Origin of the sequence: Shinella curvata, from assembly GCF_022899935.1 — a bacterium.
GTDB lineage: Bacteria > Pseudomonadota > Alphaproteobacteria > Rhizobiales > Rhizobiaceae > Shinella > Shinella curvata.
Window position 1 is genome coordinate 441,865 of record NZ_JALJCJ010000003.1, and the last position, 21,124, is coordinate 462,988.

The 21,124-nt window shown below is 64.2% G+C and carries 21 protein-coding genes and 1 riboswitch; of the genes, 9 read left to right on the forward strand and 12 right to left on the reverse strand.

All coding sequences use genetic code 11. The annotated features are described in order from the left end of the window. Positions 1-13: 13 nt before the first annotated feature. A complete protein-coding gene (gene coaBC, locus MUU55_RS13650) occupies positions 14-1,219 on the forward strand; it encodes a bifunctional phosphopantothenoylcysteine decarboxylase/phosphopantothenate--cysteine ligase CoaBC (RefSeq protein ID WP_244761288.1) in 1,206 nt (401 codons plus the stop codon). On the opposite strand, the gene MUU55_RS13655 is transcribed toward coaBC, so the two are convergent. Next, a complete protein-coding gene (locus MUU55_RS13655; RefSeq protein ID WP_244761289.1) occupies positions 1,212-2,033 on the reverse strand; it encodes a class II glutamine amidotransferase in 822 nt (273 codons plus the stop codon). The genes coaBC and MUU55_RS13655 overlap by 8 nt on opposite strands. A 274-nt stretch (positions 2,034-2,307) precedes the next feature. On the opposite strand from MUU55_RS13655, the gene MUU55_RS13660 reads away from it, so the two are divergent. From MUU55_RS13660 to MUU55_RS13675, 4 genes are all read left to right on the forward strand, one after another. Next, positions 2,308-3,219, forward strand: coding sequence for a pirin family protein (locus tag MUU55_RS13660; protein ID WP_244761290.1), 912 nt, complete (start codon positions 2,308-2,310; stop codon positions 3,217-3,219). 55 nt (positions 3,220-3,274) lie between these two features. Then, positions 3,275-3,679, forward strand: coding sequence for a GFA family protein (locus MUU55_RS13665; protein WP_244761291.1), 405 nt, complete (start codon positions 3,275-3,277; stop codon positions 3,677-3,679). Between the two features lie 3 nt (positions 3,680-3,682). After that, entirely contained in the window at positions 3,683-4,483 is an 801-nt protein-coding gene (locus MUU55_RS13670; protein ID WP_244761292.1) for an AraC family transcriptional regulator, read from the forward strand. 130 nt (positions 4,484-4,613) lie between these two features. After that, positions 4,614-5,225, forward strand: a complete 612-nt coding sequence (locus MUU55_RS13675; protein ID WP_244761293.1) for a LysE family translocator — start codon at positions 4,614-4,616, stop codon at positions 5,223-5,225. Here MUU55_RS13675 and thiD read toward each other — a convergent pair. Beyond that, positions 5,222-6,034: a bifunctional hydroxymethylpyrimidine kinase/phosphomethylpyrimidine kinase gene (gene thiD, locus MUU55_RS13680; protein WP_244761294.1), complete on the reverse strand. Its 813-nt coding sequence runs from the start codon at positions 6,032-6,034 to the stop codon at positions 5,222-5,224. The genes MUU55_RS13675 and thiD overlap by 4 nt on opposite strands. A 42-nt stretch (positions 6,035-6,076) precedes the next feature. Then, positions 6,077-6,173, reverse strand: a riboswitch (TPP riboswitch). Between the two features lie 67 nt (positions 6,174-6,240). Further along, positions 6,241-7,821 carry a peptide chain release factor 3 gene (locus MUU55_RS13685; RefSeq protein WP_244761295.1) on the reverse strand — a complete coding sequence of 527 codons (1,581 nt, stop codon included), beginning with the start codon at positions 7,819-7,821 and terminating at the stop codon, positions 6,241-6,243. Between the two features lie 94 nt (positions 7,822-7,915). Between MUU55_RS13685 and dut the strand changes: the two genes are divergently transcribed. Together dut and MUU55_RS13695 are read left to right on the forward strand one after the other, a co-directional pair. Continuing rightward, a complete protein-coding gene (gene dut, locus MUU55_RS13690; protein WP_244761296.1) occupies positions 7,916-8,383 on the forward strand; it encodes a dUTP diphosphatase in 468 nt (155 codons plus the stop codon). 4 nt (positions 8,384-8,387) lie between these two features. Beyond that, positions 8,388-9,275 (forward strand): GNAT family N-acetyltransferase, encoded by an 888-nt coding sequence (locus tag MUU55_RS13695; RefSeq protein ID WP_244761297.1) that lies wholly within the window; start codon positions 8,388-8,390, stop codon positions 9,273-9,275. On the opposite strand, the gene MUU55_RS13700 is transcribed toward MUU55_RS13695, so the two are convergent. After that, a complete protein-coding gene (locus tag MUU55_RS13700) occupies positions 9,276-9,908 on the reverse strand; it encodes a LysE family translocator (protein ID WP_244761298.1) in 633 nt (210 codons plus the stop codon). A 191-nt stretch (positions 9,909-10,099) separates the two neighbouring features. On the opposite strand from MUU55_RS13700, the gene MUU55_RS13705 reads away from it, so the two are divergent. Together MUU55_RS13705 and cysK are read left to right on the forward strand one after the other, a co-directional pair. Beyond that, positions 10,100-10,717, forward strand: a complete 618-nt coding sequence (locus tag MUU55_RS13705) for a LysE family translocator (RefSeq protein ID WP_244761299.1) — start codon at positions 10,100-10,102, stop codon at positions 10,715-10,717. Between the two features lie 129 nt (positions 10,718-10,846). Beyond that, the gene (gene cysK / locus MUU55_RS13710; protein ID WP_244761300.1) at positions 10,847-11,815 is read left to right on the forward strand and encodes a cysteine synthase A; all 969 of its coding nucleotides are present in this window, start codon (positions 10,847-10,849) and stop codon (positions 11,813-11,815) included. 868 nt (positions 11,816-12,683) lie between these two features. Here the strand turns inward: cysK and MUU55_RS13715 are convergent. From MUU55_RS13715 to ugpE, 8 genes are all read right to left on the reverse strand, one after another. Beyond that, on the reverse strand, positions 12,684-14,213 hold the full coding sequence (locus MUU55_RS13715) for a YifB family Mg chelatase-like AAA ATPase (RefSeq protein WP_244761301.1): 1,530 nt from the start codon (positions 14,211-14,213) through the stop codon (positions 12,684-12,686). A 316-nt stretch (positions 14,214-14,529) separates the two neighbouring features. After that, positions 14,530-15,474: a glutathione synthase gene (gshB, locus tag MUU55_RS13720; protein WP_244761302.1), complete on the reverse strand. Its 945-nt coding sequence runs from the start codon at positions 15,472-15,474 to the stop codon at positions 14,530-14,532. A gap of 102 nt (positions 15,475-15,576) precedes the next feature. Further along, positions 15,577-16,650, reverse strand: a complete 1,074-nt coding sequence (locus tag MUU55_RS13725; RefSeq protein WP_244761303.1) for a linear amide C-N hydrolase — start codon at positions 16,648-16,650, stop codon at positions 15,577-15,579. Positions 16,651-16,665: 15 nt separating this feature from the next. Continuing rightward, on the reverse strand, positions 16,666-17,466 hold the full coding sequence (locus tag MUU55_RS13730) for a porin family protein (RefSeq protein ID WP_425314179.1): 801 nt from the start codon (positions 17,464-17,466) through the stop codon (positions 16,666-16,668). 93 nt (positions 17,467-17,559) lie between these two features. After that, positions 17,560-18,063, reverse strand: a complete 504-nt coding sequence (locus MUU55_RS13735) for a cupin domain-containing protein (protein ID WP_244761305.1) — start codon at positions 18,061-18,063, stop codon at positions 17,560-17,562. A 91-nt stretch (positions 18,064-18,154) separates the two neighbouring features. Further along, the gene (locus tag MUU55_RS13740; RefSeq protein WP_244761561.1) at positions 18,155-19,147 is read right to left on the reverse strand and encodes an endonuclease/exonuclease/phosphatase family protein; all 993 of its coding nucleotides are present in this window, start codon (positions 19,145-19,147) and stop codon (positions 18,155-18,157) included. After that, complete coding sequence (locus MUU55_RS13745; RefSeq protein ID WP_244761306.1) at positions 19,147-20,256, reverse strand: ABC transporter ATP-binding protein; 1,110 nt, start codon at positions 20,254-20,256, stop codon at positions 19,147-19,149. Before MUU55_RS13745 ends, MUU55_RS13740 begins: the two co-directional genes overlap by 1 nt. Before the next feature lie 12 nt (positions 20,257-20,268). Further along, positions 20,269-21,111 (reverse strand): sn-glycerol-3-phosphate ABC transporter permease UgpE, encoded by an 843-nt coding sequence (gene ugpE / locus MUU55_RS13750; RefSeq protein ID WP_244761307.1) that lies wholly within the window; start codon positions 21,109-21,111, stop codon positions 20,269-20,271. Positions 21,112-21,124: the final 13 nt, after the last annotated feature.

Consider the following 21,124-nt stretch of genomic DNA (forward strand, 5'->3'; position numbering starts at 1 on the left):
CCCGGGACTAGCCATGCCGCTTGCAGAAAAACGCATTCTTCTCGTCATATCAGGGGGCATCGCCGCCTATAAGAGCCTCGACCTCATCCGCCGCCTGCGCGAACGCGGCGCGGAGGTGCGGCCGGTCATGACGGCGGGTGCGCAGCAATTCGTCACACCGCTGGCCGTCGGCGCGCTGTCATCGGGCCATGTCTATACGGACCTCTTTTCCCGCGAAGACGAGCAGGATGTCGGGCATATCCGGCTAGCGCGCGACTGCGATCTGATCGTCGTCGCGCCTGCTACGGCCGATCTGATGGCCAAGATGGCGAATGGCCTTGCCGACGATCTGGCCTCCACCGTGCTGCTCGCCACCGACCGCCCGGTGCTGGTGGCGCCGGCCATGAACCCGAAAATGTGGGCGCATGCCGCAACCCGCCGCAATGTCGAAACGCTGCGTAATGACGACATCACCTTCATCGGCCCCAATGCCGGCGAGATGGCGGAAAGCGGCGAGGCCGGTTTCGGGCGCATGGCCGAACCGCTGGAGATCGTCGCGGCCGTCGAGGCCCTGCTCGACGGCGGTGCAAAGCCGCTGGCCGGCCGCACGGCCGTGGTGACGTCAGGCCCGACCCATGAGCCGATCGACCCCGTGCGCTACATCGCCAACCGCTCCTCCGGCCGGCAAGGCCATGCCATTGCCGCCGCCCTCGCGCGACTCGGTGCTGATGTGACGCTCGTGTCCGGCCCTGTCACGATCCCCGACCCCAAGGGCGTGAAAGTCATCCATGTCGAGCAGGCGGCCGAGATGCTGGACGCCGTGCTGGCCCGGCTGCCCGCCGATATCGCCGTGATGGTCGCCGCCGTCGCCGACTGGCGCGTGGCGACACTCAACACGGAAAAGATCAAGAAACAGCCGGGCGAAGGCCCGCCGCCGCTGATGCTGACGGAAAACCCCGATATCCTGAAGACCGTCGGCCACAGCGACAAGCGCCCGACGGTCGTCGTCGGCTTTGCCGCTGAGACGCAGGACGTGGAAAGCAACGGCCGCGTCAAGCTTCAGAAGAAGGGCGCGGATCTGATCGTCGCCAATGACGTCTCGCCGGAAACCGGCATCATGGGCGGCACGCGCAACAGCGTGAAGCTGATCACGGCCGAGGGTATCGAGGCCTGGCCAGACCTCTCCAAGGAGGATGTAGCGGATCGCCTCGCCGGCTGGATCGCCACGCGGCTTACTTGACGAGGCTGAGCTTCGCGTCCATGGCGCTGGCCGGGCGGCCGGCGGGCGAGAAGATGCGCACGTCCACGCCGTTTTCGCCGAGCACCACGGCGCTGCCATCGGGGATTTCCACCCAGGCTTCCGTATCGTCGTTCAAGGGCTCGGAGACCAGGCAGTAACCACCCGTCTCGCCCATCGGCGCGGCATAGAGCGTCGGGGCCTTGTAATCCGTCGCGTAGCGCACGGCATAGAGCTGCTGGCCATCCGTGAAGGCGGCGGTGAAGCGCACCAGCACCTGGCGTTCCAGATGGGCGGCGAGGCGCTCGACGAAGGCGATGGTCTCGGCCATTGCGCCGAGCGGATCGCGCGCCAGACCGAATTGCAGCGCCAGCAGGAACAGCAGTTCGGAATCCGTCGAGCCGGTGCGGGCGTGGTAGAGGTCGTTGTCGAGCATGGTCTCAAGCGGCCGGCGCAGATGCTCGAAATCGGCAATCTGGCCATTGTGCATGAACGACCAGATGCCGTGCACGAAGGGATGGCAATTGTCGCGCCGCGTGCCGCCGCCGGTCGCCGCGCGCACATGGGCGAGGAACAACGGTGAGCGGACCTGGCTTGCAATGCTCCTGAGATTGCAATCCGACCAGGCGGGCAGAATATCGCGGTAGCGCCCAGGTTCCGGGCGCTCGCTATACCAGGCGATGCCGAAACCGTCACCATTGGTGGCCGTCTTGGCGCGGGTGGCGCAGTGGGATTGCTCGATCAGCGAGTGCGCGGGCGAGGATACCAGTTCCTCAAGGAAAAGCGGCTCTCCGCGATAGGCTGCCCAACGGCACATGACACTTCCCGCTTGTTTGGACCGGCGCGAACCGGTGCTAGACCCCGACGCATTAACCATGGCATTGCCCGGATTTTCAACGCAAATGGGTAAAAATGCGTTAACGAATGTAAACGGGACGACACCATGCGTGTCATTCTGATGACAGGGGATGCAACGGGCAGTTTCCGGCGGAACAGGATTTTGTGAACAGTCCGTTCTGCGGCGGCCAGATTTCGTGAACGATGGGCGGAGCGTATAAGGGCTCCAACACTCCAAACGAAAGGACTTCCCCATGTCCATACGCCCCGTCAAACACGAAAGCATCGCCCGCCCCGCCATGGAAGGCGCCGGCGTGAAGCTGCACCGCGTCTTCGGTTTCGGCGATCCGTCAATGACCGACCCCTTCCTGATGATGGACGATTTCCGCAACGACGATCCTGAGGACTACATTCGCGGCTTTCCCTGGCATCCGCATCGCGGCATCGAGACCATCACCTATGTGCTTGCCGGCTCCGTCGAACACGGCGACAGCCTCGGCAATCACGGCGTGATGGGCGCCGGCGACGTGCAGTGGATGACCGCCGGCAGCGGCATCCTGCATCAGGAAATGCCGCGCGGCGATTTCGCCGGCAAGATGCACGGCTTCCAGCTCTGGGCCAACCTGCCCTCGTCGCTGAAAATGACCGCGCCGCGCTACCAGGACATCAAGTCCGGCGACATCCCCGTCGTCGTCGATGACGACGGCACGGTGGCCCGCATCATCGCCGGCAGTTTCTGGGGCAAGACCGGCCCGGTCGACGGCATCGCCGCCGAACCCGTCTATCTCGACATCTCCGTACCGCCGGGCCAGACCAAGCGCCTGCCGGTCGATACCTACCGCTCGGCCTTCGCCTATATCTTCGCCGGTTCCGGCACGTTCCGCGATGCCTCCAAGCCGTTCGGCGTGAAGGTGGAGAAGGAGTTCCAGGGCGAGGAGCTGAACATCCGCGACCTTTCCGGCAACCGCACGCTGGTCGTGTTCGACACCGGCAACGAAGTGACGGTGCAGGCGGGTGAAAAGGGCATCCGCTTCCTGCTCGTCTCGGGCAAGCCGATCCAGGAGCCTGTCGCCTGGCACGGCCCGATCGTGATGAACACGCAGGCCGAGCTGGAACAGGCGATGCGCGAGCTGCGCAACGGCACCTTCATCAAGCCGGCGCATTGACGCCTGTCTGTGAAACTCTATCCTCCCGCCGTATCGCACGGCGGGAGGATTGTTCATGCGCATCGACGGGCAATGCCATTGCGGCTTCGTGAGCTACGAGGCCGAGATCGACCCCGATGCGGTCACGATCTGTCATTGCACGGATTGCCAGCGGCTGACGGGCTCGCCCTACCGCGTCACCGTGCGTGCAGCGCGCGAGGCCGTGCGCCTGACCGGCAATCCGCCGAAAATCTACACCAAGATCGCCGGAAGCGGTCGCCCACGCCTGCTGTCCTTCTGCCCCGAATGCGGCACGCCGCTTTTCTCGACGGGAACGGGAGAGGCCGCATCGACCTGGGGCATCCGCTGGGGCAGCATCAACCAGCGCGCGGAGCTGAAGCCGGTTCGGCAGATCTGGTGCGCGTCCGCCACCGACTGGTTCGGCGAGACCGCCGCCCTTCCCGGCACGCCGCGGGAGTAAAGCATGGCCGCCGGGCGCTTCCAGATCCTGCGCACCGCCATCGACGGCATCGAGGCCGTCATCGCCGACAGCAGCCACACCTTCGCACGCCACAGCCACGACACCTATGGCATCGGCATGATCGAACGCGGCGCGCAGACCTCGGCAAGTGGGCGCGGCCGGGTCGAGGCTGAGGCCGGCAATACCATCACCGTCAATCCCGGCGAAGTGCATGACGGCGTGCCCTTCGGTGATGCCCCGCGCGCCTGGCGCATGCTGTATCTGCGGCCGGAGATCGTCACGACGGCGGCGCAAGACATATTCGAAGGCAGCCCGCGCGAGGAGTTTTATGCGCCGGTTCTGGCGGATGGGCGCGTCGGCGCTCTTGCATCCGCGGCCCTTTCAGCCTTGCTGGACGCGCAGGCCGCACCGCTTGGCCACGAGGAACGGCTGCTACTGCTACTGGCGGCCGTGCTGCGCGAACAACCGGCAAGACGCTCCGGCATCGCCGCGTCGGCCATTCATCGTGCCCGCGAAAAACTCGACAGCACGCCGGCCGCTGCCATCACACTCGAAGACCTTGCAGCGGAAAGCGGGCTTGGCCGTTTCCGTCTGTTGCGCGACTTCGCCCGCGTGACGGGGTTGACGCCGCATGCCTATCTCATCCAGCGCCGCACCGAGCTGGCCCGCCGGCTGATCGCCACGGGAACGCCGCTCGCCGAAGCCGCGGCGCAAGCAGGCTTTGCCGACCAGAGCCATATGACGCGCAATTTCGCCCGCCGCTACGGCTATACGCCCGGCGCGTATCACGCCGCCCTCGCCTAGCGACTTTTCGCAATTCCGGACGCAAAACCGCTCCGCACTTTTGCTGGAATTGCTTGGCTGCAATTTCGTTCAAGACCACGCTGGCCGCTCCGGTGTTTCCTGCCCGCTCCTCAGAGTATGGGAACACCACATGACCACCGAATTCCTCATCACCTCGCTCGTCGTCATCCTGCTGCCCGGTACGGGCGTCATCTATACGCTGGCGCTCGGCATCAGCGGCGGCTTTCGCGCTGGGCTGCTTGCTGCCTTCGGCTGCACGCTCGGCATCATCCCGCATATCCTCGCCAGCGTCGTCGGCCTTGCCGCGGTGCTGCATGCCAGTGCGCTCGCCTTCGAAGTGCTGCGCTATGTCGGCGTCGCCTATCTGCTCTTCATCGCCTGGAGCCTCCTGAAGGATTCGAGTGCGCTCGATCTCGGGCCGGATCAACCGGCGGAACGGGCGCCGCGCATCGTGCGGAAAGGCATCCTCACCAATATCTTCAACCCGAAACTGTCGCTGTTCTTCCTGGCCTTCCTGCCACAATTCGTGCCGGCGCAGGCTCCTGACGTCACCGCGCGCATGCTCGTCCTTGGGGCGGTCTTCATGGTCATGACCTTCCTCGTCTTCGCGCTCTATGCAGCACTTGCCGCAGGCCTGCGCCAGCAGGTGCTGAGCCGGCCGAGGATCATGGTCTGGACCCAGCGCAGCTTCGCCGCCGCGCTCGGTTTGATGGGGCTGCGATTGGCGCTTGCCGACCGCTAGCTCCAGATCGCATGGAAATGGTGCAGTGGGCCGTGGCCGGAGCCGACGGCCAGCGCATCCGACCCGCGCACGGCGCCGGCGATGTAGCTCTTCGCAGCTGCAACGGCATCCGGCAGCGTCCTGCCCTTGCCGAGTTCCGCCGCAATGGCGCTCGACAGCGAGCAGCCGGTGCCGTGGGTGTTGCGCGTCAGGACGCGCACGCCCTCGAACCAGCGCAGGCGATCGCGCGTCGCCAGCACATCCGGACTCTGGTTGCCAGGCAGATGCCCGCCCTTCAGAAGGACAGCCCTGGGGCCGAGCGCCAGCAGGCGGCTTGCCTGGTCCGCCATCGCGTCGCGGTCCGTTGCCTCTGCCTCGCCCAGCAGGGCGGCCGCTTCCGGAAGGTTCGGCGTGAGCACCGTGGCAAGCGGTAGCAGGCGGCGCGTCAGGGCATCGACCGCCTCGCGCGCCAGAAGCGAGGCGCCGCCCTTGGCGACCATGACGGGGTCGAGCACCAGCGGGGTGCTCCGATGGGTGGCAAGCGCATTGGCCACCGCCTCGACGATGTCCGCGGAAGCGATCATGCCGATCTTCACCGCATGAACCCGCACATCGGCAAACACATCCCTGATCTGCGTCGCGACGAAGTCCGCCGGCACGAGATGCACGCCGGACACGCCTTGCGTGTTCTGCGCCGTCAGCGCCGTCAGCACCGCCATGCCATAGGTGCCGCGCGCCGCGAAGGTCTTGAGATCGGCCTGGATGCCGGCGCCGCCCGAGGGGTCCGAGCCCGCGATGGAGAGGATGTTTGCGATGGTCGTCTCGGCCATGGAGCCTCCTTGCGACGGAGGCGGCCTTGGGACGCGCAACGATACGGCGCCCGTTCGACTCCCTCCGCCGGCATGATCCGGTTCAGGTTCAAAGGGTGCTTCTCAGCCCGCCTTGCGGCGGACGCCCCTGTCCAGGCGCTACGTTTCGCAAAAGAAAAGCCGCCTGTCATCTTGAAAGTGACAGGCGGCAAAATGGCAGGCGTGCGTTACGCCTTAGTGACGTGGTATTCCTTGATGGCGACCATCTTGATCGCCGGATAGCGCTCCGCCTCGTAGCGCAGCGAGAAACTGTCCTGCGCCAGGAACACCGGGTCGCCATCGAGGTCGCGGGCAATATCGCCGCGGCGCTGGGTAACGAACTTGTCGAGTTCCGCGGCGCTGTCCGAGGAAACCCAGCGGCAGACCGAGAAGCGCGACATTTCGAAGGAGACGGGCAGGCCGTATTCCCCCTGAAGCCGTTCCTTCAGAACGTCGAGCTGCAGTGCGCCGACGACGCCGACGATAGCGGGCGACCCGTCCTCGGGCGAGAAGAGCTGCACGACACCCTCTTCTGCCATCTGCTGCAGGGCTTCCTTCAGCTTCTTGGCCTTCATCGCGTCTTCCAGGCGCACGCGGCGGAGAATTTCCGGCGCGAAGTTCGGCACGCCCTCGAAGACCAGCGCCTCGCCTTCCGTCAGCGTATCGCCGATGCGGAGCGTGCCGTGGTTGGGGATACCCACCACGTCGCCGGCATAGGCCGTATCAGCCAGCTGGCGCTGCGAGGCGAAGAAGAACTGCGGCGCCGAGAGGCCGATGGTCTTGCCGGTGCGGGCAAGGCGCACCTTCATGCCGCGCTCCAGCATGCCGGAGCAGACGCGGGCAAACGCGATGCGGTCGCGATGGTTCGGGTCCATATTGGCCTGAATCTTGAAGACGAAGGCCGTCATCTTGTCTTCGGCGGCATGGACCTTGCGCACATCGGCAATCTGGTCGCGCGGCGGCGGTGCGAAGGCGCCAAGCGCGTTGATGAGGTCACGCACACCGAAATTGCGCAATGCCGAACCGAAGAATACCGGCGTCAGATGTCCCTCGAGGAAGGCTTCGCGGTCGAACGGACGGCACGCCTCGCGGGCCAGTTCCAGTTCCTCGGTGAAGGCATCGCGCTCGTTTTCCGGCAGGTTTTTGGCGACTTCGGCGATGTCGTCCATCTTCGTCGGCTGCACCTGCGTATCCGAACCACGATAGGTACGGTCAGCGAGATGATAGGAGCCGCAGAAGGACTTCGAACGGCCGACCGGCCAGGTGACCGGCGCGGTATCGAGCGCCAGCTTCTCTTCCACCTCGTCGAGGATTTCGAACGGATCGCGGCTTTCGCGGTCCATCTTGTTGACGAAGGTGATGATCGGAATATCGCGCAGGCGGCAGACTTCGAAGAGTTTCAGCGTCCGCGGCTCGATACCCTTGGCGGCGTCGATGACCATGATGGCCGCATCGACCGCCGTCAGCGTGCGGTAGGTATCGTCGGCGAAGTCTTCGTGGCCGGGCGTATCGAGGATGTTGAAGACGTTGCCGTCATATTCGAAGGTCATGACCGAGGTCACGACGGAGATGCCGCGCTCGCGCTCGATCTTCATCCAGTCCGACCGGGTCTGGATGCGGTCCTTCTTCGCCTTGACTTCGCCGGCGAGCTGGATGGCGCCGCCGAACAGCAGCAGCTTTTCGGTGAGCGTGGTTTTACCGGCGTCCGGGTGCGCGATGATCGCGAAGGTGCGGCGGCGGGAGACCGCCTCGGCGAGGGTTTCAGCCATTTTTCTGCAATATCCTGTGAGTTGCCGGCGTCTTTACAGGCTCCGCCGGGAAGATGCAATTGACGCGCTGCCGCCACGGCCGGCTTATGGCCGCATGAACGCACACGCTCCAGCCCAGCTCTTGCTCGTCCGCCTGCCGCATGGCGCGGGGATCGAGCTTCCCGCCTATGAGACGCCGGGCGCCGCCGGCATGGACCTGCGCGCCGCCGTCGAAGCCGATGCGCCGCTGACGCTCGCGCCGGGCAAGCGCACGCTGGTGCCGACCGGCTTCGTCTTCGAAGTGCCCTTCGGCTACGAGGCGCAGATCCGCCCGCGCTCCGGCCTCGCTTTCAAGAACGGCATTACCTGCCTCAACACGCCCGGCACCATCGACAGCGATTATCGCGGCGAGGTGAAGGTGCTGCTCGTCAATCTCGGCGAAGAACCCTTCGTCATCGAGCGCGGCATGCGCATCGCCCAGATGGTGATCGCCCCCGTCACGCAGGTCGCGGTACAAGAGGCGGCGGAAGCCAGCGAAACCGCACGCGGCGCCGGCGGCTTCGGCTCGACCGGCGTGCGCTGAGACGATGACGGGCCACCCCGCGCTCGTTTTCCGTGCGAACTATTTCGGCGATCCGGCCGCCTCGCAAGCGCTTGCCGCCCTGCTCGACGACACGTTCGGCATCGATGTGACGATCCTCGACCGGCTTGGCGGGCCGGACCCGACCGGCGTGCCCTTCGCGTGGTTCGACGCATCCGGCACCTGCATCGCCAATATCAGCGCCTTCTCGATACCGCTGGTCATCAACGGCCTTTTCACACGCGCCGCAGGGCTGCAATCGGGCGCGGTGCGACCAGAATATCGCGGGCAAGGCCTGTTCCGCTCCGTCATGGAATCCGCCCTCGACTATTGCGACAGCGAGGGTTTTGAAGCCGTGGTGCTGCTGACCGACAAGCCGGCGCTCTACGAGCGGTATGGTTTCAGAGTTCTGCCGCAGCATCGTTTCGAAGGCTCGCCACCAACAGGCGGCCGGATGAGCACGACGCGGCGCCTCGATATGGCAAGCGATTCGGATGTGACGTTCCTTCGCCGGCTATTGAACGCCCGCCGACCGGTTTCCGACCGTTTCGCGCCGCTGCGGCAGGTCGAGATGTTCCTGTTCAACGCCGCGCTGATGGCGGATATCCGGCTCGACCTCCTGGAAGAAGCCGCCGCCGTCATTGCCTGGCAATGGGGCGAGGACGGAACCTTCGAGCTGTACGACGTGGCCGGCGCACGGATACCTGCTCTCGCCGATATCCTGGCAAGCCTGCAGATCGACCCGCCCAAAATCCGGGTGCATTTTGCGCCCGACCATCTGGATTGGGGTGCTGAAGCCGTCGCTGACGCGGGCGATATGGTGCTCATGCTGCGGGGTTCAGAAGGCCTGCTACCGCAAAAGCCCTTCGCATTGTCGCCGATGGCGGAATTCTGATCAGCGGCGGGCTTCCGTCGCCATGCGCAGCGCCAGTCCCGCCAGCACCGTGCCCATCAGCCAGCGCTGCACCAGCACCCAGCGTGGACGTTCGGCGAGAAGGGCGGCGATCGAGCCGGCGGAAACGGCGATCAGCGCATTGACACTGACGCTGATGCCGACCTGCGTGCCGCCAAGCACGAGGGCCTGGAGAAAGACGTCGCCCTTTGCCGGATCGATGAACTGCGGCAGCAGCGACAGATAGAGCACCGCGATCTTGGGGTTCAGCAGATTGGTCAAAAGCCCCATGAAGAAGAGCTTGCGATTGCTGTCACGCGGCAAGGCTTTCACTTCGAAGGCCGAGCGCCCGCCGGGACGCAGCGCCTGCCAGGCAAGCCAGGCGAGATAGAGCGCGCCGGCAAGACGCAGCGCATCATAGGCATAGGGCACCGCCATCAGCAGCGCGGTGATGCCGAGCGCGGCGGACAGCAGGTAGAAGACGAAACCGAGCGCCACACCGCCGAGCGAGACGAGCCCCGCCGCAGGACCCTGGCAGATCGAGCGGGAGACGAGATAGAGCATGTTCGGCCCCGGCGTCAGCACCATGCCGAGCGCGATGAGGGCGAAGGCGGCAAGGCTGGTCGGTTCGGGCACGGATCATCTCCCCTGGATGGACAACAAGGGAGTATCCTTCACTCGCTGTCGTCGCAAGGATGGCACTTGTCCCGGTGACAAGAGGGATCTTTGCCCGCAGTGGACGTGTCCTTTTTCCTTTTGACGCGTGCAAGGCGGCCATTGCCGGAAGCCGCCGCCGGGCGTAAAAGGCAAGCTTCAAGGAGCCCCCCATGACCCTCGCCGTCCTCATCGCCTATAGCGGCGCGCTGTTCATTGCCGCCATTATTCCGGGTCCCGGCATCACGGCGATCGTCGCCCGTGCGCTCGGCTCCGGCTTCCGCCCCACCTTCTTCATGGGGCTTGGCCTCATTCTCGGCGACATGGTCTATCTGACCGCGGTCATTCTGGGCCTCGCCTTCATCGCCCAGACCTTCACGACCGCCTTCATGATAATCAAGATCGCCGGTGCGCTCTATCTCGGCTATATCGCCTGGAAGCTCTGGACGGGCGGATTACTGCCGCAGAATATCGAGGAGCAGCGCTCCACCAGCATCACCATGTCCTTTCTGTCCGGCCTGTTCGTGACGCTCGGCAATCCGAAAACCATGCTGTTCTATGTCGCGCTCGTGCCGACACTGGTCGATCTCGGCGCGATCGGCCTCAAGGATTACGGCGTGCTGCTGGCCGCCACCTTCGTCGTTCTGCTCATCGTGGTCGTGCCCTATATCGCGCTCGCCTCGCGCGCCCGCGTTCTGCTCAAGCAGCCGAGGGCTCTGCAACGGCTGAACCGCGTCGCCGCGGGCATTCTTGCGGGCACCGCAGCCTATATCGCCACCCGCGCGGCATGACGGTTTCGCCGTCTTTTCCCGTTGAACAAACCGAATATTCCGCCTGAAGCGGTTTTGTCGCGAAATCCGGACTCGTCTCGCGCCCTATTCCTTCCTATCTTCCCTTGACGAGAAACGAGGGAGTACCCGATGAGCGACACACGCAAACCCGGCCGGGGCCGGATTTACGCTTCCATCACCGAGACCATCGGCGACACGCCGATCGTGCGGCTCGACAAGTTTGCCAAGGAAAAGGGCGTCGTCGCCAATCTTCTCGCCAAACTCGAATTCTTCAATCCGATCGCTTCGGTGAAGGACCGCATCGGGGTGGCGATGATCGAAGCGCTGGAAGCCCAGGGCAAGATCACACCCGGCAAATCGACGCTGGTCGAGCCGACCTCCGGCAACACCGGCATCGCGCTCGCCTTCGCAGCCGCCGCCAAGGGCTATCGCCTCATCCTGACCATGCCGGAGACCATGTCGGTCGAACGGCGCAAGATGCTCGCCCTGCTCGGCGCCGAGCTGGTGCTGACCGAGGGGCCGAAGGGCATGAAGGGCGCCATTGCCATGGCCGAGGAGCTGGCCGGCACCATTCCCGGCGCCGTCATCCCCCAGCAGTTCGAAAACCCGGCAAACCCGGAGATCCACCGCAAGACGACGGCCGAGGAGATCTGGAACGACACCGACGGTGCCGTCGATATTCTCGTGTCGGGCATCGGCACGGGCGGCACGATCACCGGCGCGGGCCAGGTGCTGAAGGCCAGAAAACCCGGTTTCAAGGTGGTGGCCGTCGAGCCCGCCGACAGCCCCGTGCTCTCGGGCGGCAATCCCGGCCCGCACAAGATCCAGGGCATCGGCGCGGGGTTCGCGCCCGCCATTCTCGACCGGGACGTCTATGACGAGGTCGTGACCGTCGGCAATGACGAAGCCTTCGCCAATGCCCGTCTTGTCGCAAGGCTCGAAGGTGTGCCGGTCGGCATTTCCTCGGGGGCTGCACTCGCCGCCGCCGCGAAGGTGGGCAGCCGCCCGGAAAACGCCGGAAAAACCATCGTCGTCATCATCCCGTCCTTTGCCGAGCGCTATCTCTCGACCGCGCTCTTCGAGGGGCTCGCAAGCTAAGGCCTTCTCGGCAAGCTCTGGCTCGCCGGATTTGGCCAAGCGTTTTGCTTTACCGCATCATCCGAACGCGCTTCGGCTTAAAGGCTACATGACAAGATCGCCGCATGGCTTGGCCATGCGGCGATCACCGCCAAACAGGCTATTATCCTCTCCGTCATGCTTCATCATTTCTCCCTCGGCGCTCGCGACATCAACCGTGCAGCTGCCTTCTACGCCGCCGCTCGCCTACACACGCATCTGGTCCGGCCTGTTCGAATATCAGTTGCATGGTAAGCCTGAATCCTGCCGCTGGCATTTGAGAACGCCATGGCAGGCGCTCGATCTGCTTAGGAAAACCAATAGTCGTGCATGGCATTGAGGAAATGTCTTTCTTCAATGGGATAGCCTGACGCATCTCCTATAACGGAATCGATGCCGCACTCTGGGCACAGGGCTGTAACGCCGTTATCGACCCATTCTTCTATCTCATTGAAGCTGAAAGTTTCGCAGCAGTAAAAGCAGCCACAGACCGCGCTGTGATAGAGTTCGCCCCAATGGCAAGACGAATGCGCGTAAGCGTCTTTCAGGACATAATCTGGAATGTACATTTCGATGACGGCTACTGTTACCGCACTTCGGCTTTCCGCAAATGGCCGCAAGATAGCGGGTTTCCCAAGACCATCAAGCCAAGCATAAACGCTGGGCGTTCTACCAATCTCTGCTATTCCGTATCTATGGTTTTACAGATCATGATTGCCTCCACCCGCCCGCAACTCCTGGCCGGGTGGCACGCGCGTTTCTCTTCACCTCGGATGCTCAGATCTCCCAATAAGAGCACGTCGCCTGTCAATGGCCCGAGCCTGCGTCCTAAAGCGACGACGTGAAGAAATCAGACCGTTACAAGCCGCTCACCTGCAATGCGATAGGAAATCGCCTCCGCCAGATGGATGCGGCCGACGATTGCGACCTGGTCCAGATCGGCGAGAGTACGGGCGACCTTGAGGACGCGGTGGTAGCCGCGGGCCGAAAAACGCATCTTCTCCGCGGCATCGCGCAAGAGCTGGAGGCCGGCGGGGTCTGGTTCGGCCACTTTCTCCACCAATGCAGTCGAGGCGCGCGCATTGCTCGTCACCGACGCCATGCCGAGACGGGCGAAGCGATCGGTCTGCAGGGCGCGGGCGTGGGCAACGCGCTTTGCCACCACAGCGCTCGATTCTCCGGCCATGGGCCGGATCAGGTCGGATGCCGAAACGGCGGGCACGTCGATGCGGATATCGATGCGATCCATCAGCGGACCGGAGACGCGGGCCTGATAGTCGCTCATGCAGCGCGGGCCGCGGGCGCAGCTGCGGCCAGGCTCCCCCGCCATGCCGCAGCGGCAGGGATTCATCGCCGCGACCAGCTGGACGGCGGCGGGATAGCTGACACGGTGATTGGCGCGGGCAATGATGCATTCCCCGGTTTCGAGCGGCTGACGCAGGGCATCGAGCGCCTGCGGCGTGAACTCCGGCAGCTCGTCGAGGAAGAGCACGCCATTGTGCGCGAGCGAGACCTCACCCGGCCGTGCCCGCGGGCCACCGCCCACCAGCGCCGCCATGGTGGCGGAATGGTGCGGCGCGCGGAAGGGGCGACGGTCCGACAGGCGCCCGCCTGAAAGCTGCCCGGCGATGGAATGGATCATCGACACTTCCAGCAGTTCGGCCGGGGCGAGTGGCGGCAGGATGGCGGCGAGCCGTGCGGCGAGCATGGATTTTCCCGAGCCGGGCGGCCCGACCATCAGGAGATTGTGGCTGCCGGCCGCCGCCACCTCCAATGCGCGCTTGGCGCTTTCCTGACCGCGGATATCCGCAAGATCGGGCAGATCGCCGGGAGCGGCGCGGATCGCCGGCGTCGGGCGGCCGAGAGCCTGGGTTCCCTTGAAGTGGTTGGCGAGCGCGATGAGGCTGCGCGGGGCGAGGATATCGAGCCCGCCGCCCGCCCAGGCCGCCTCCGCGCCGTTCTCCGCCGGACAGATGAGGCCCTTGCCGAGCGCATTGGCGCCCATGGCGGCGGGAAGGGCACCGGCGACGGGCGAAATCGTGCCGTCGAGATTGAGCTCGCCGATGACGAGAAAGTCCTCCAGCGCATCGCCCGGCACGGCGCCGAGCGCCACCATGAGGCCGAGCGCGATGGCCAGATCGTAATGACTGCCCTCCTTGGGCAGATCGGCCGGCGCGAGATTGACCGTCACGCGCTTGGGTGGCAGCGAGAGGCCGGAGGCATGGAGCGCGGCCTGCACCCGCTCGCGACTTTCGGCGACGGCCTTGTCCGGCAGGCCGACGATCTGCATGCCCACCTTGCCGGGCGCCACCATGACCTGCACGTCGACGGGGACGCCCTCGATGCCCTGAAACGCAATCGTACCGACCCGTGCCACCATGGTTGCCCCGCCTGTCCCGCAGCGGAGCGCCGTGGAGCGCGATGACGCTGCAACACCTTCAAACAGAAAACAGCTCGCCAACCCGCCTCTGGGTTGCAGCTGAAAACCTGACATGAAATCTGGAATAAAACAAGAACAATGACGGAACTTGCCGGGAAATTTCCGCGCCTTGGTTGCATTGAGTTGTATTTCGGGAACGAAGCCGGGACGGCTGCGAACGAAACGCCCGGCAAAAACGTCCTCAGACACAAAAGCCACCCTGCAATGTCCAAAATTCAAGGACATTGCAGGGTGGCTTCCACGTGCGCGTGTTTGCTCAGCGCTTGCGCTCGATCGCGTCCCACAGAAGTGCGGCGATGTCGGCACCGCCGAATTTCCTGACTTCGCGCAGGCCGGTCGGCGAGGTCACGTTGATTTCCGTCATATAGTCGCCGATGACATCGATGCCGACGAGCAGGAAACCGCGTTCGCGCAGGGCCGGGCCGATGCGGGCGCAGATTTCCTTTTCGCGCGCCGTCAGTTCCGTCGGCTCGGGCCGGCCGCCGGCATGCATGTTCGAGCGCGCATCGTGTTCCGCCGGCACCCGGTTGATGGCGCCGACCGGGTCACCATCGACCAGCAGGATGCGCTTGTCGCCCTTGCGCACATCCGGCAGGTACTGCTGCGCGATGAAGGGCTCGCGGAACATCTGGCCGAACATTTCCAGAAGCGAGGAGAGGTTGCGGTCGTCCTTGGTGGAATGGAAGACGCCGGCGCCGCCATTGCCGTAGAGCGGCTTCAGGATCATGTCGCCCATCTCGTCGCGGAAGCGGCGGATTTCGGCGGGATCGCGGGTGATCAGCGTCTTCGGCATCAGGTCGGTGAATTCGGTGACGAAGATCTTTTCCGGCGAATTGCGCACCCAGGCCGGATCGTTGACCACGAGGGTCTTCGGATGGATGCGCTCCAGGAGATGTGTGGAGGTGATATAGGACATGTCGAAGGGCGGATCCTGGCGAAGCAGCACCACATCCATCGTGGAGAGATCGACCCGCTCGGGCGCACCAAGCGTATAGTGATCGCCCTTGACGTCACGCAGTTCCATCGGCTCGACGGTCGCGTAAACCCTGCCGTCGCGCAGGCTCAGGCGATCGGGCGTATAGTGGAACAGCTTGTAGCCGCGGCTTTGCGCCTCGAGGCTCATGGCGAAGGTGGAATCGCCCGCGATGTTGATGGTCGACACGTGGTCCATCTGGACCGCGACGTTCTTGATCTTTGCCATGAAAGTCCCCTCAGGAATGCCCGACACATTTAGGATGCCGCAAGCGCGAAGACAACGCCGAAGCAGCGAAATCGGCGCCTCTCCGGCAATCCGGCGAGAGGGTCAGGGCTGCAGGCCGAGGAAACGGAAGGGCTCGGCGCGGACGAAATCCGCCGTGGCGTCGCCGGAATAGGTGTGGTCCTGATCCTTGCCGAGATCGAGCTTCAGCACCTTGCCGCTCTCCGGCGCGAAATCGATCTTCTTCAGATCGACCCAGAACGTGTTGGGCGTCAGCGCGGATTCGAAGAAATAGAGGCCGCGCTTGTGATCGGCGACAGTGCGCCAGCGCGTCGAGGAAATGTTCGGCTCGTCCGGTGTCGTGATGCCGAAGGGCACGGACACATTGCGGATCACGCTGAAGACGCTGGCCAGCGCGCGGTTCGGATCCTCGGCCTTTGGGATGGCATTCACATAGAAGGAGGCGCGGGCAAAACGGTCGGAGGCGCGGTTGGTACCCGGCAGCATGACCGTGCCGCCGATCTGCTTCCAATAGCTGTTGAGCGCCAGCTGCTGGTCGAAGGTCGGCGAATTGGTCATCACCTGATAGGTGCGGTCGTGGTGGATGACCTGCTTGCCATCGATATATTCGATGATGGCGCTGTCGCCGGTGGAATCCGAAATGGACAGGTGCAGCGTCGTGAGGCGTTCCTCGCCGGGTACGCTGTCCGAAACGATCGTGAAGGGCTCCGTGCGCAGATCGGCAACCGCCTCCTCCACCGTCGCGAAATTGTCGAGCACGTACTGCCCCCAGAGCGCGATCGACATGCCGGGCTTATTCTGATCGAATTTCGGATATTTCGATTCCACCAGCCAGAGCAGATTGACGACCAGACCGCGCTCGTTCATGCCGTCGGTCGTCGAGACGTCATAGCCGGTTGCGATCACGCTGCCGTATTTCGAGGTCCATTTCAGGGAATTCGGGCCGGTTTCGCCATTGCGCTCCATGCCGCGCGGAAAGGCCCAGAGGTTCGTCGCGACGTCCAGCTTCCAGTCCATCGAGCGCGCGGTGATGACGTTGTCGTTCGGTCCGTGATAGACGAAGCGCGTGCAGGCCTCGGCGACCGGCGCAAGCGCCATGCAGGACGCGGCGAGCGCCAGGAGGACCGTCTTGGTTTTCAGAAGTGTCGTGCGTCGCATGGTTTTCTCCCTGCCTCAGAAGCGAATGGACAGGCCGACGACCGGTCCATGCTGGGTCACGTTCCATTTGAACGTGTTGCCGGTGAAATCGTCGCCTTCGTAATCCTGCGACAGCATGCGGTAGCCGACGCGGAGGATGGTCGGCAGGCTTCCCATATGGGTGCGATAGCCGAGATAGGCCTGGGCATTGACGCTGAGCTTCGAACCGATGCCGAAACCGCCGACATCCGCCTCGGCATTGAGTGTCCAGCGGTCGTCGAGGTCGGCGTTCACGCGCAGACCGACGAACGGATCGGTCCAGTCGGCCCGCTTCGTCGTTCCCAGGAAACCGGCATCGACCGTCGCCTTGAGGCGGGTCCACCGCACGCCGGCGGTCGGCTCGACGGAGAAGCGGCGCGGCTGGCCGAACACGGTGACGCCGCCAAGCTGCTCCTCATAAACCTTGTAGAAGGCGCCGGCCGAAAGAATGGTCGTCTGGATATCGAGGCCGAGCTGGCGGTGAAACACCTCCTCATCCTGACTGGTGACGACATGCTGGCCGTCGAAATAGACACCCCATTGACCGTTCGTCGCCTCGATATTGCCCATCACGGCAAAATCGAGATGACCGAGGACATCGCTGAAGGGCACATCGACATCCGTGGTGCGGCCGGCAAGCGTCGCGTCCCCCTTCAGCGAGGCGGCCCAGACATAGGGGCTGACGATGACGCGCCATTCGCTGTCGGAGGCGATTCGGGCCGGATCGAAATCATCGGCACGGGCGGAAAGCCCTACGCAAAACGGCAGCACCATTGCCAACCGACCGAGCCATTGCATCACCATGGGTCACTCTCCGGGGTTGAGTAAGCATGGATTACAGCGCAGCCGACAATATGCAATACCGGATTTATGGGGTTGCACAGAAAGGCGTCAGGCCGCCAGCCCGCCCGAGGCAGGACCGCTACGGCGCAGCCGGTCACGCCACTTCAGCGCCATGTTGACGGGCGCCGGGAACTCCTTGCGGCAGAAGGCGATCTTGCGCACATAGGTATCGATGTGCCAGGTCGCCCAGCTCTTGCCGGGGAAATAGGCGATGTCGCCGGCCCTCAGCGTGCGCTGGCTGCCGTCCTCGGCGGTGATATGGACCTCGCCCTCGAGGATCAACACCGTCTCGTCCCAACCGAAATACCAGCGGAAGGTACCCGCGGTGCAATCCCAGATCGCCGTCGTCGCCTGCTCGTCATAGGCCCGCGAATGCAGTGACAGCCGGGCTTCGGGGTTTCCCGCCAGAATCCACGACGGCTCGATGGGCTTCGGCGCCATTTCCAAATCGTCCAGCGAAGCCGCGATCAACGGCCGAGGCATCTTCTCCTCGGTCGAACGCGAACGCATGGCGGCGCCGACCACCGCGACAAACATGAGTTTGAAGACCATTTCTTTCCCCTTACATCTTGGGGGAAGACTACCGGAAACGCGTAACGGTGCCGTTCAAGCAATCGGTCGCATTTTAAGTATCCGCCATCTTTCAGGCGAAACCATCGATCCGGCAAGTGATGAGGTCGTGATCGGACAGCGGACGGCCGGAGGGCGAAAGCGAGGAGACGATGATCGTCTCCGATACGGCCAGACCGCGCGACAGAAACCAGTCGAGCTTCATGGCGCGCTCCGGCCAGCGGGTGATGAGGCTCGGGCGTGTCGTCATGATATCCAGCGGGCCACCGTGACGGGTGAAGCCACGCTCGGCCGCGCGGGCGAAAAGACCCTCGGCCTCGAAATCGCCGCCGGCATGGTTGCCGGTGTTGAGATCGCCGCCGATGAGAACGGGCAGACCGGGGAAGGCGGCGTCGAGCGCATCGATCAGACCAACCACCTGCCGCTCGCGATAGGCGGCCGTCGTGGCGCTTTCCAGATGGGTGGAGACGAGCACGAGCGGGCCGGCTTCTGTGTTGATGACGGCACCGATCGCCATGCGCTCGCCAAGTCGCGGCTGATCGACCTCCCCCATGAACCACAGGCGTTCGCCTTCAAGGCGCAGCAGGAAGGGCTGGTGCAGCGGCACGGTGGAAAGCAGGCCGTTGCCGTGCAGTCCGCGCCCGTTGAAATCGTCCTTGCAGAATTCCAGCTCCGTTTCGGAACCGAGGCCGAGCTCGATGAATTCGACGCCGTAGAGATAGGCCATGCCGAGTTCGTCGGCGAGTTCGGCCGTGGTGTGTGCCTGACGCGTGCGGGCCATGCCGTCGTCCATTTCGGAGAGCAGCACGATCTCCGCGCCTGTCATTCCCAGATGTTCGGCGCTCGGCTTGGGGAACAGGCAGCGTTCGAGGTTCCAGGCGGCCACGGTGAAGGGGAACGGCAGCGGCTCGGCCCGTTCGGCGCGGCCACCCGCTTCCACCGCATTCATGCAGGCAAGCTCGGCCATGCGGCCATCATGCGCGGCGATAGATTTCTCCAGCATGGCGATCGCCGCGCGATCCTCCTGGCTTGGTGCGGCGAGCCGGTCGATGGTGGTCAGGATCATCATGCGACGGCCTCCGGAACAGCGGCCAAGGCGCCCTGCCCCGCAGCCTCGCCCGACCAGTCGATGCGCTGACCGCTGGCGGTGTCGAAGAAATGCAGCCGCGACGGGGCAATCGAGAGCGAGGCCGGTTCGGGCAGCGGAATTTCGGATGAGAGGGCTGCGACCATGGCCTGATCGCCGACCATGCCATGCACGAGCCGCTGGGAACCGAGCTCTTCGACGTAGTCGATGCGGAACGGCAGGCTGCCCCCGGCGCCTTCATGCAGGCGCAGATCTTCGGCGCGCAGGCCGACCGTGACGGCACCCTGCGTCGGCACCGTGGCGCCGAGATCAATCAGGGCGGGGCCGAGCGCCAGCTTGCTGCCATGCAGCTCGCCGCTGACAAGGTTCATGGCCGGCGAGCCGATGAAGCTCGCGACGAAGGTCGTTGCCGGGCGGTGATACACATCGAGCGGACGGCCGATCTGCTCGATCCGGCCGCCGGAGAGCACGACGAGCCGGTCGGCGAGCGTCATGGCTTCCAGCTGGTCGTGGGTGACGTAGATCGAGGTCGTGCCGACGCGGCGCTGCAGGCGCTTGATCTCGCCGCGCATGGAGACGCGCAGCTTCGCATCGAGGTTGGACAGCGGCTCGTCGAACAGGAAGGCCGACGGCTTGCGCACGATGGCACGGCCCATGGCGACACGCTGGCGCTGGCCGCCCGAGAGAGCCCGCGGCTTGCGCTCCAGATAGGGCTGGAGTTCCAGCATGCGGGCGGCTTCCGCCACCCGCGCGTCGATCTCGGATCTCGGCGTGCCGCGGTTCTTCAGGCCATAGGCGAGGTTTTCATAGACCGTCATATGCGGATAGAGCGCATAGTTCTGGAAGACCATGGCGATGTCGCGGTCGGCCGGATCAACATCGTTGACGGTGCGCCCGCCGATCGTCACCTGCCCCTCGCTGATCGTCTCCAGCCCGGCGACCATGCGCAGCAGCGTCGACTTCCCGCAGCCGGAGGGGCCGACGAGCACGATGAACTCGCCATCGGCAATGTCGATATTGACGGAGCTGACCGCGGTCACGCCGCCATTGTAGATCTTGGATACGTCACGAATGCCGATCGATGCCATCGGACTGTCTCCTTATTTGTCGCTTTCGGTGAGGCCCTTGATGAACCACCGCTGGAAGATCAGCACGATCATGACCGGCGGCAGCATGGCGAGGATCGCCAGTGCAAAGGCTTCGTTGTAATCGGGAATGTTGGAACCGACCCAGACGAGCAGGATCTGCTTGATGCCGCGCACCAGCGTGAAGAAGCGTTCGTCGGTCGTCATAAGCGTCGGCCAGAGATACTGGTTCCAGCCATAGACGAACATGATGATGAAGATCGCCGCGATCATGGTGCGCGAGAGCGGCACCAGAACGTCGATGAAGAACTTGAACGGCCCCGCCCCGTCGATGCGGGCGGCCTCCAGCAGTTCCTCCGGCACGGACTTGAAGAACTGACGGAAGAAGAAGGTGCCGGTGGCCGATGCCAGAAGCGGCACGATGAGGCCGGTATAGGTGTTGGTGAGTGAAAGCTTGTTCATCACCTCGTAGGAGGGAACAATGCGCACCTCGAGCGGCAGCAGCAGCGTGGTGAAGATCATCCAGAAGAACAGCGTGCCGAGCCGGAAGCGGAAATAGACGATGGCATAGGCGGCAAGCATCGACAGGACGATCTTGCCGGCGGCGAAGCCGATGCCGAGGATCAGCGAATTCCAGATCATGCGCGCGCCGGTGATCTCGCCGGTAAAGCCGCCCTTGCGGGTCAGGACCGTGTCGTAGGTCTCGGTGAAATGGCCACCCCAGGTCAGCGACAGGCCGTTGCGGTGGATGTCGGCCGCCTCGTGCGTCGAGGTCATGAAGGCGACCACGACGGGCGCCACCATGATGAAGACGCCGAGCATGAGCACGAGATGATCGAAAAGGCGGATGCGGGTCATGGGTCTCGCCCTC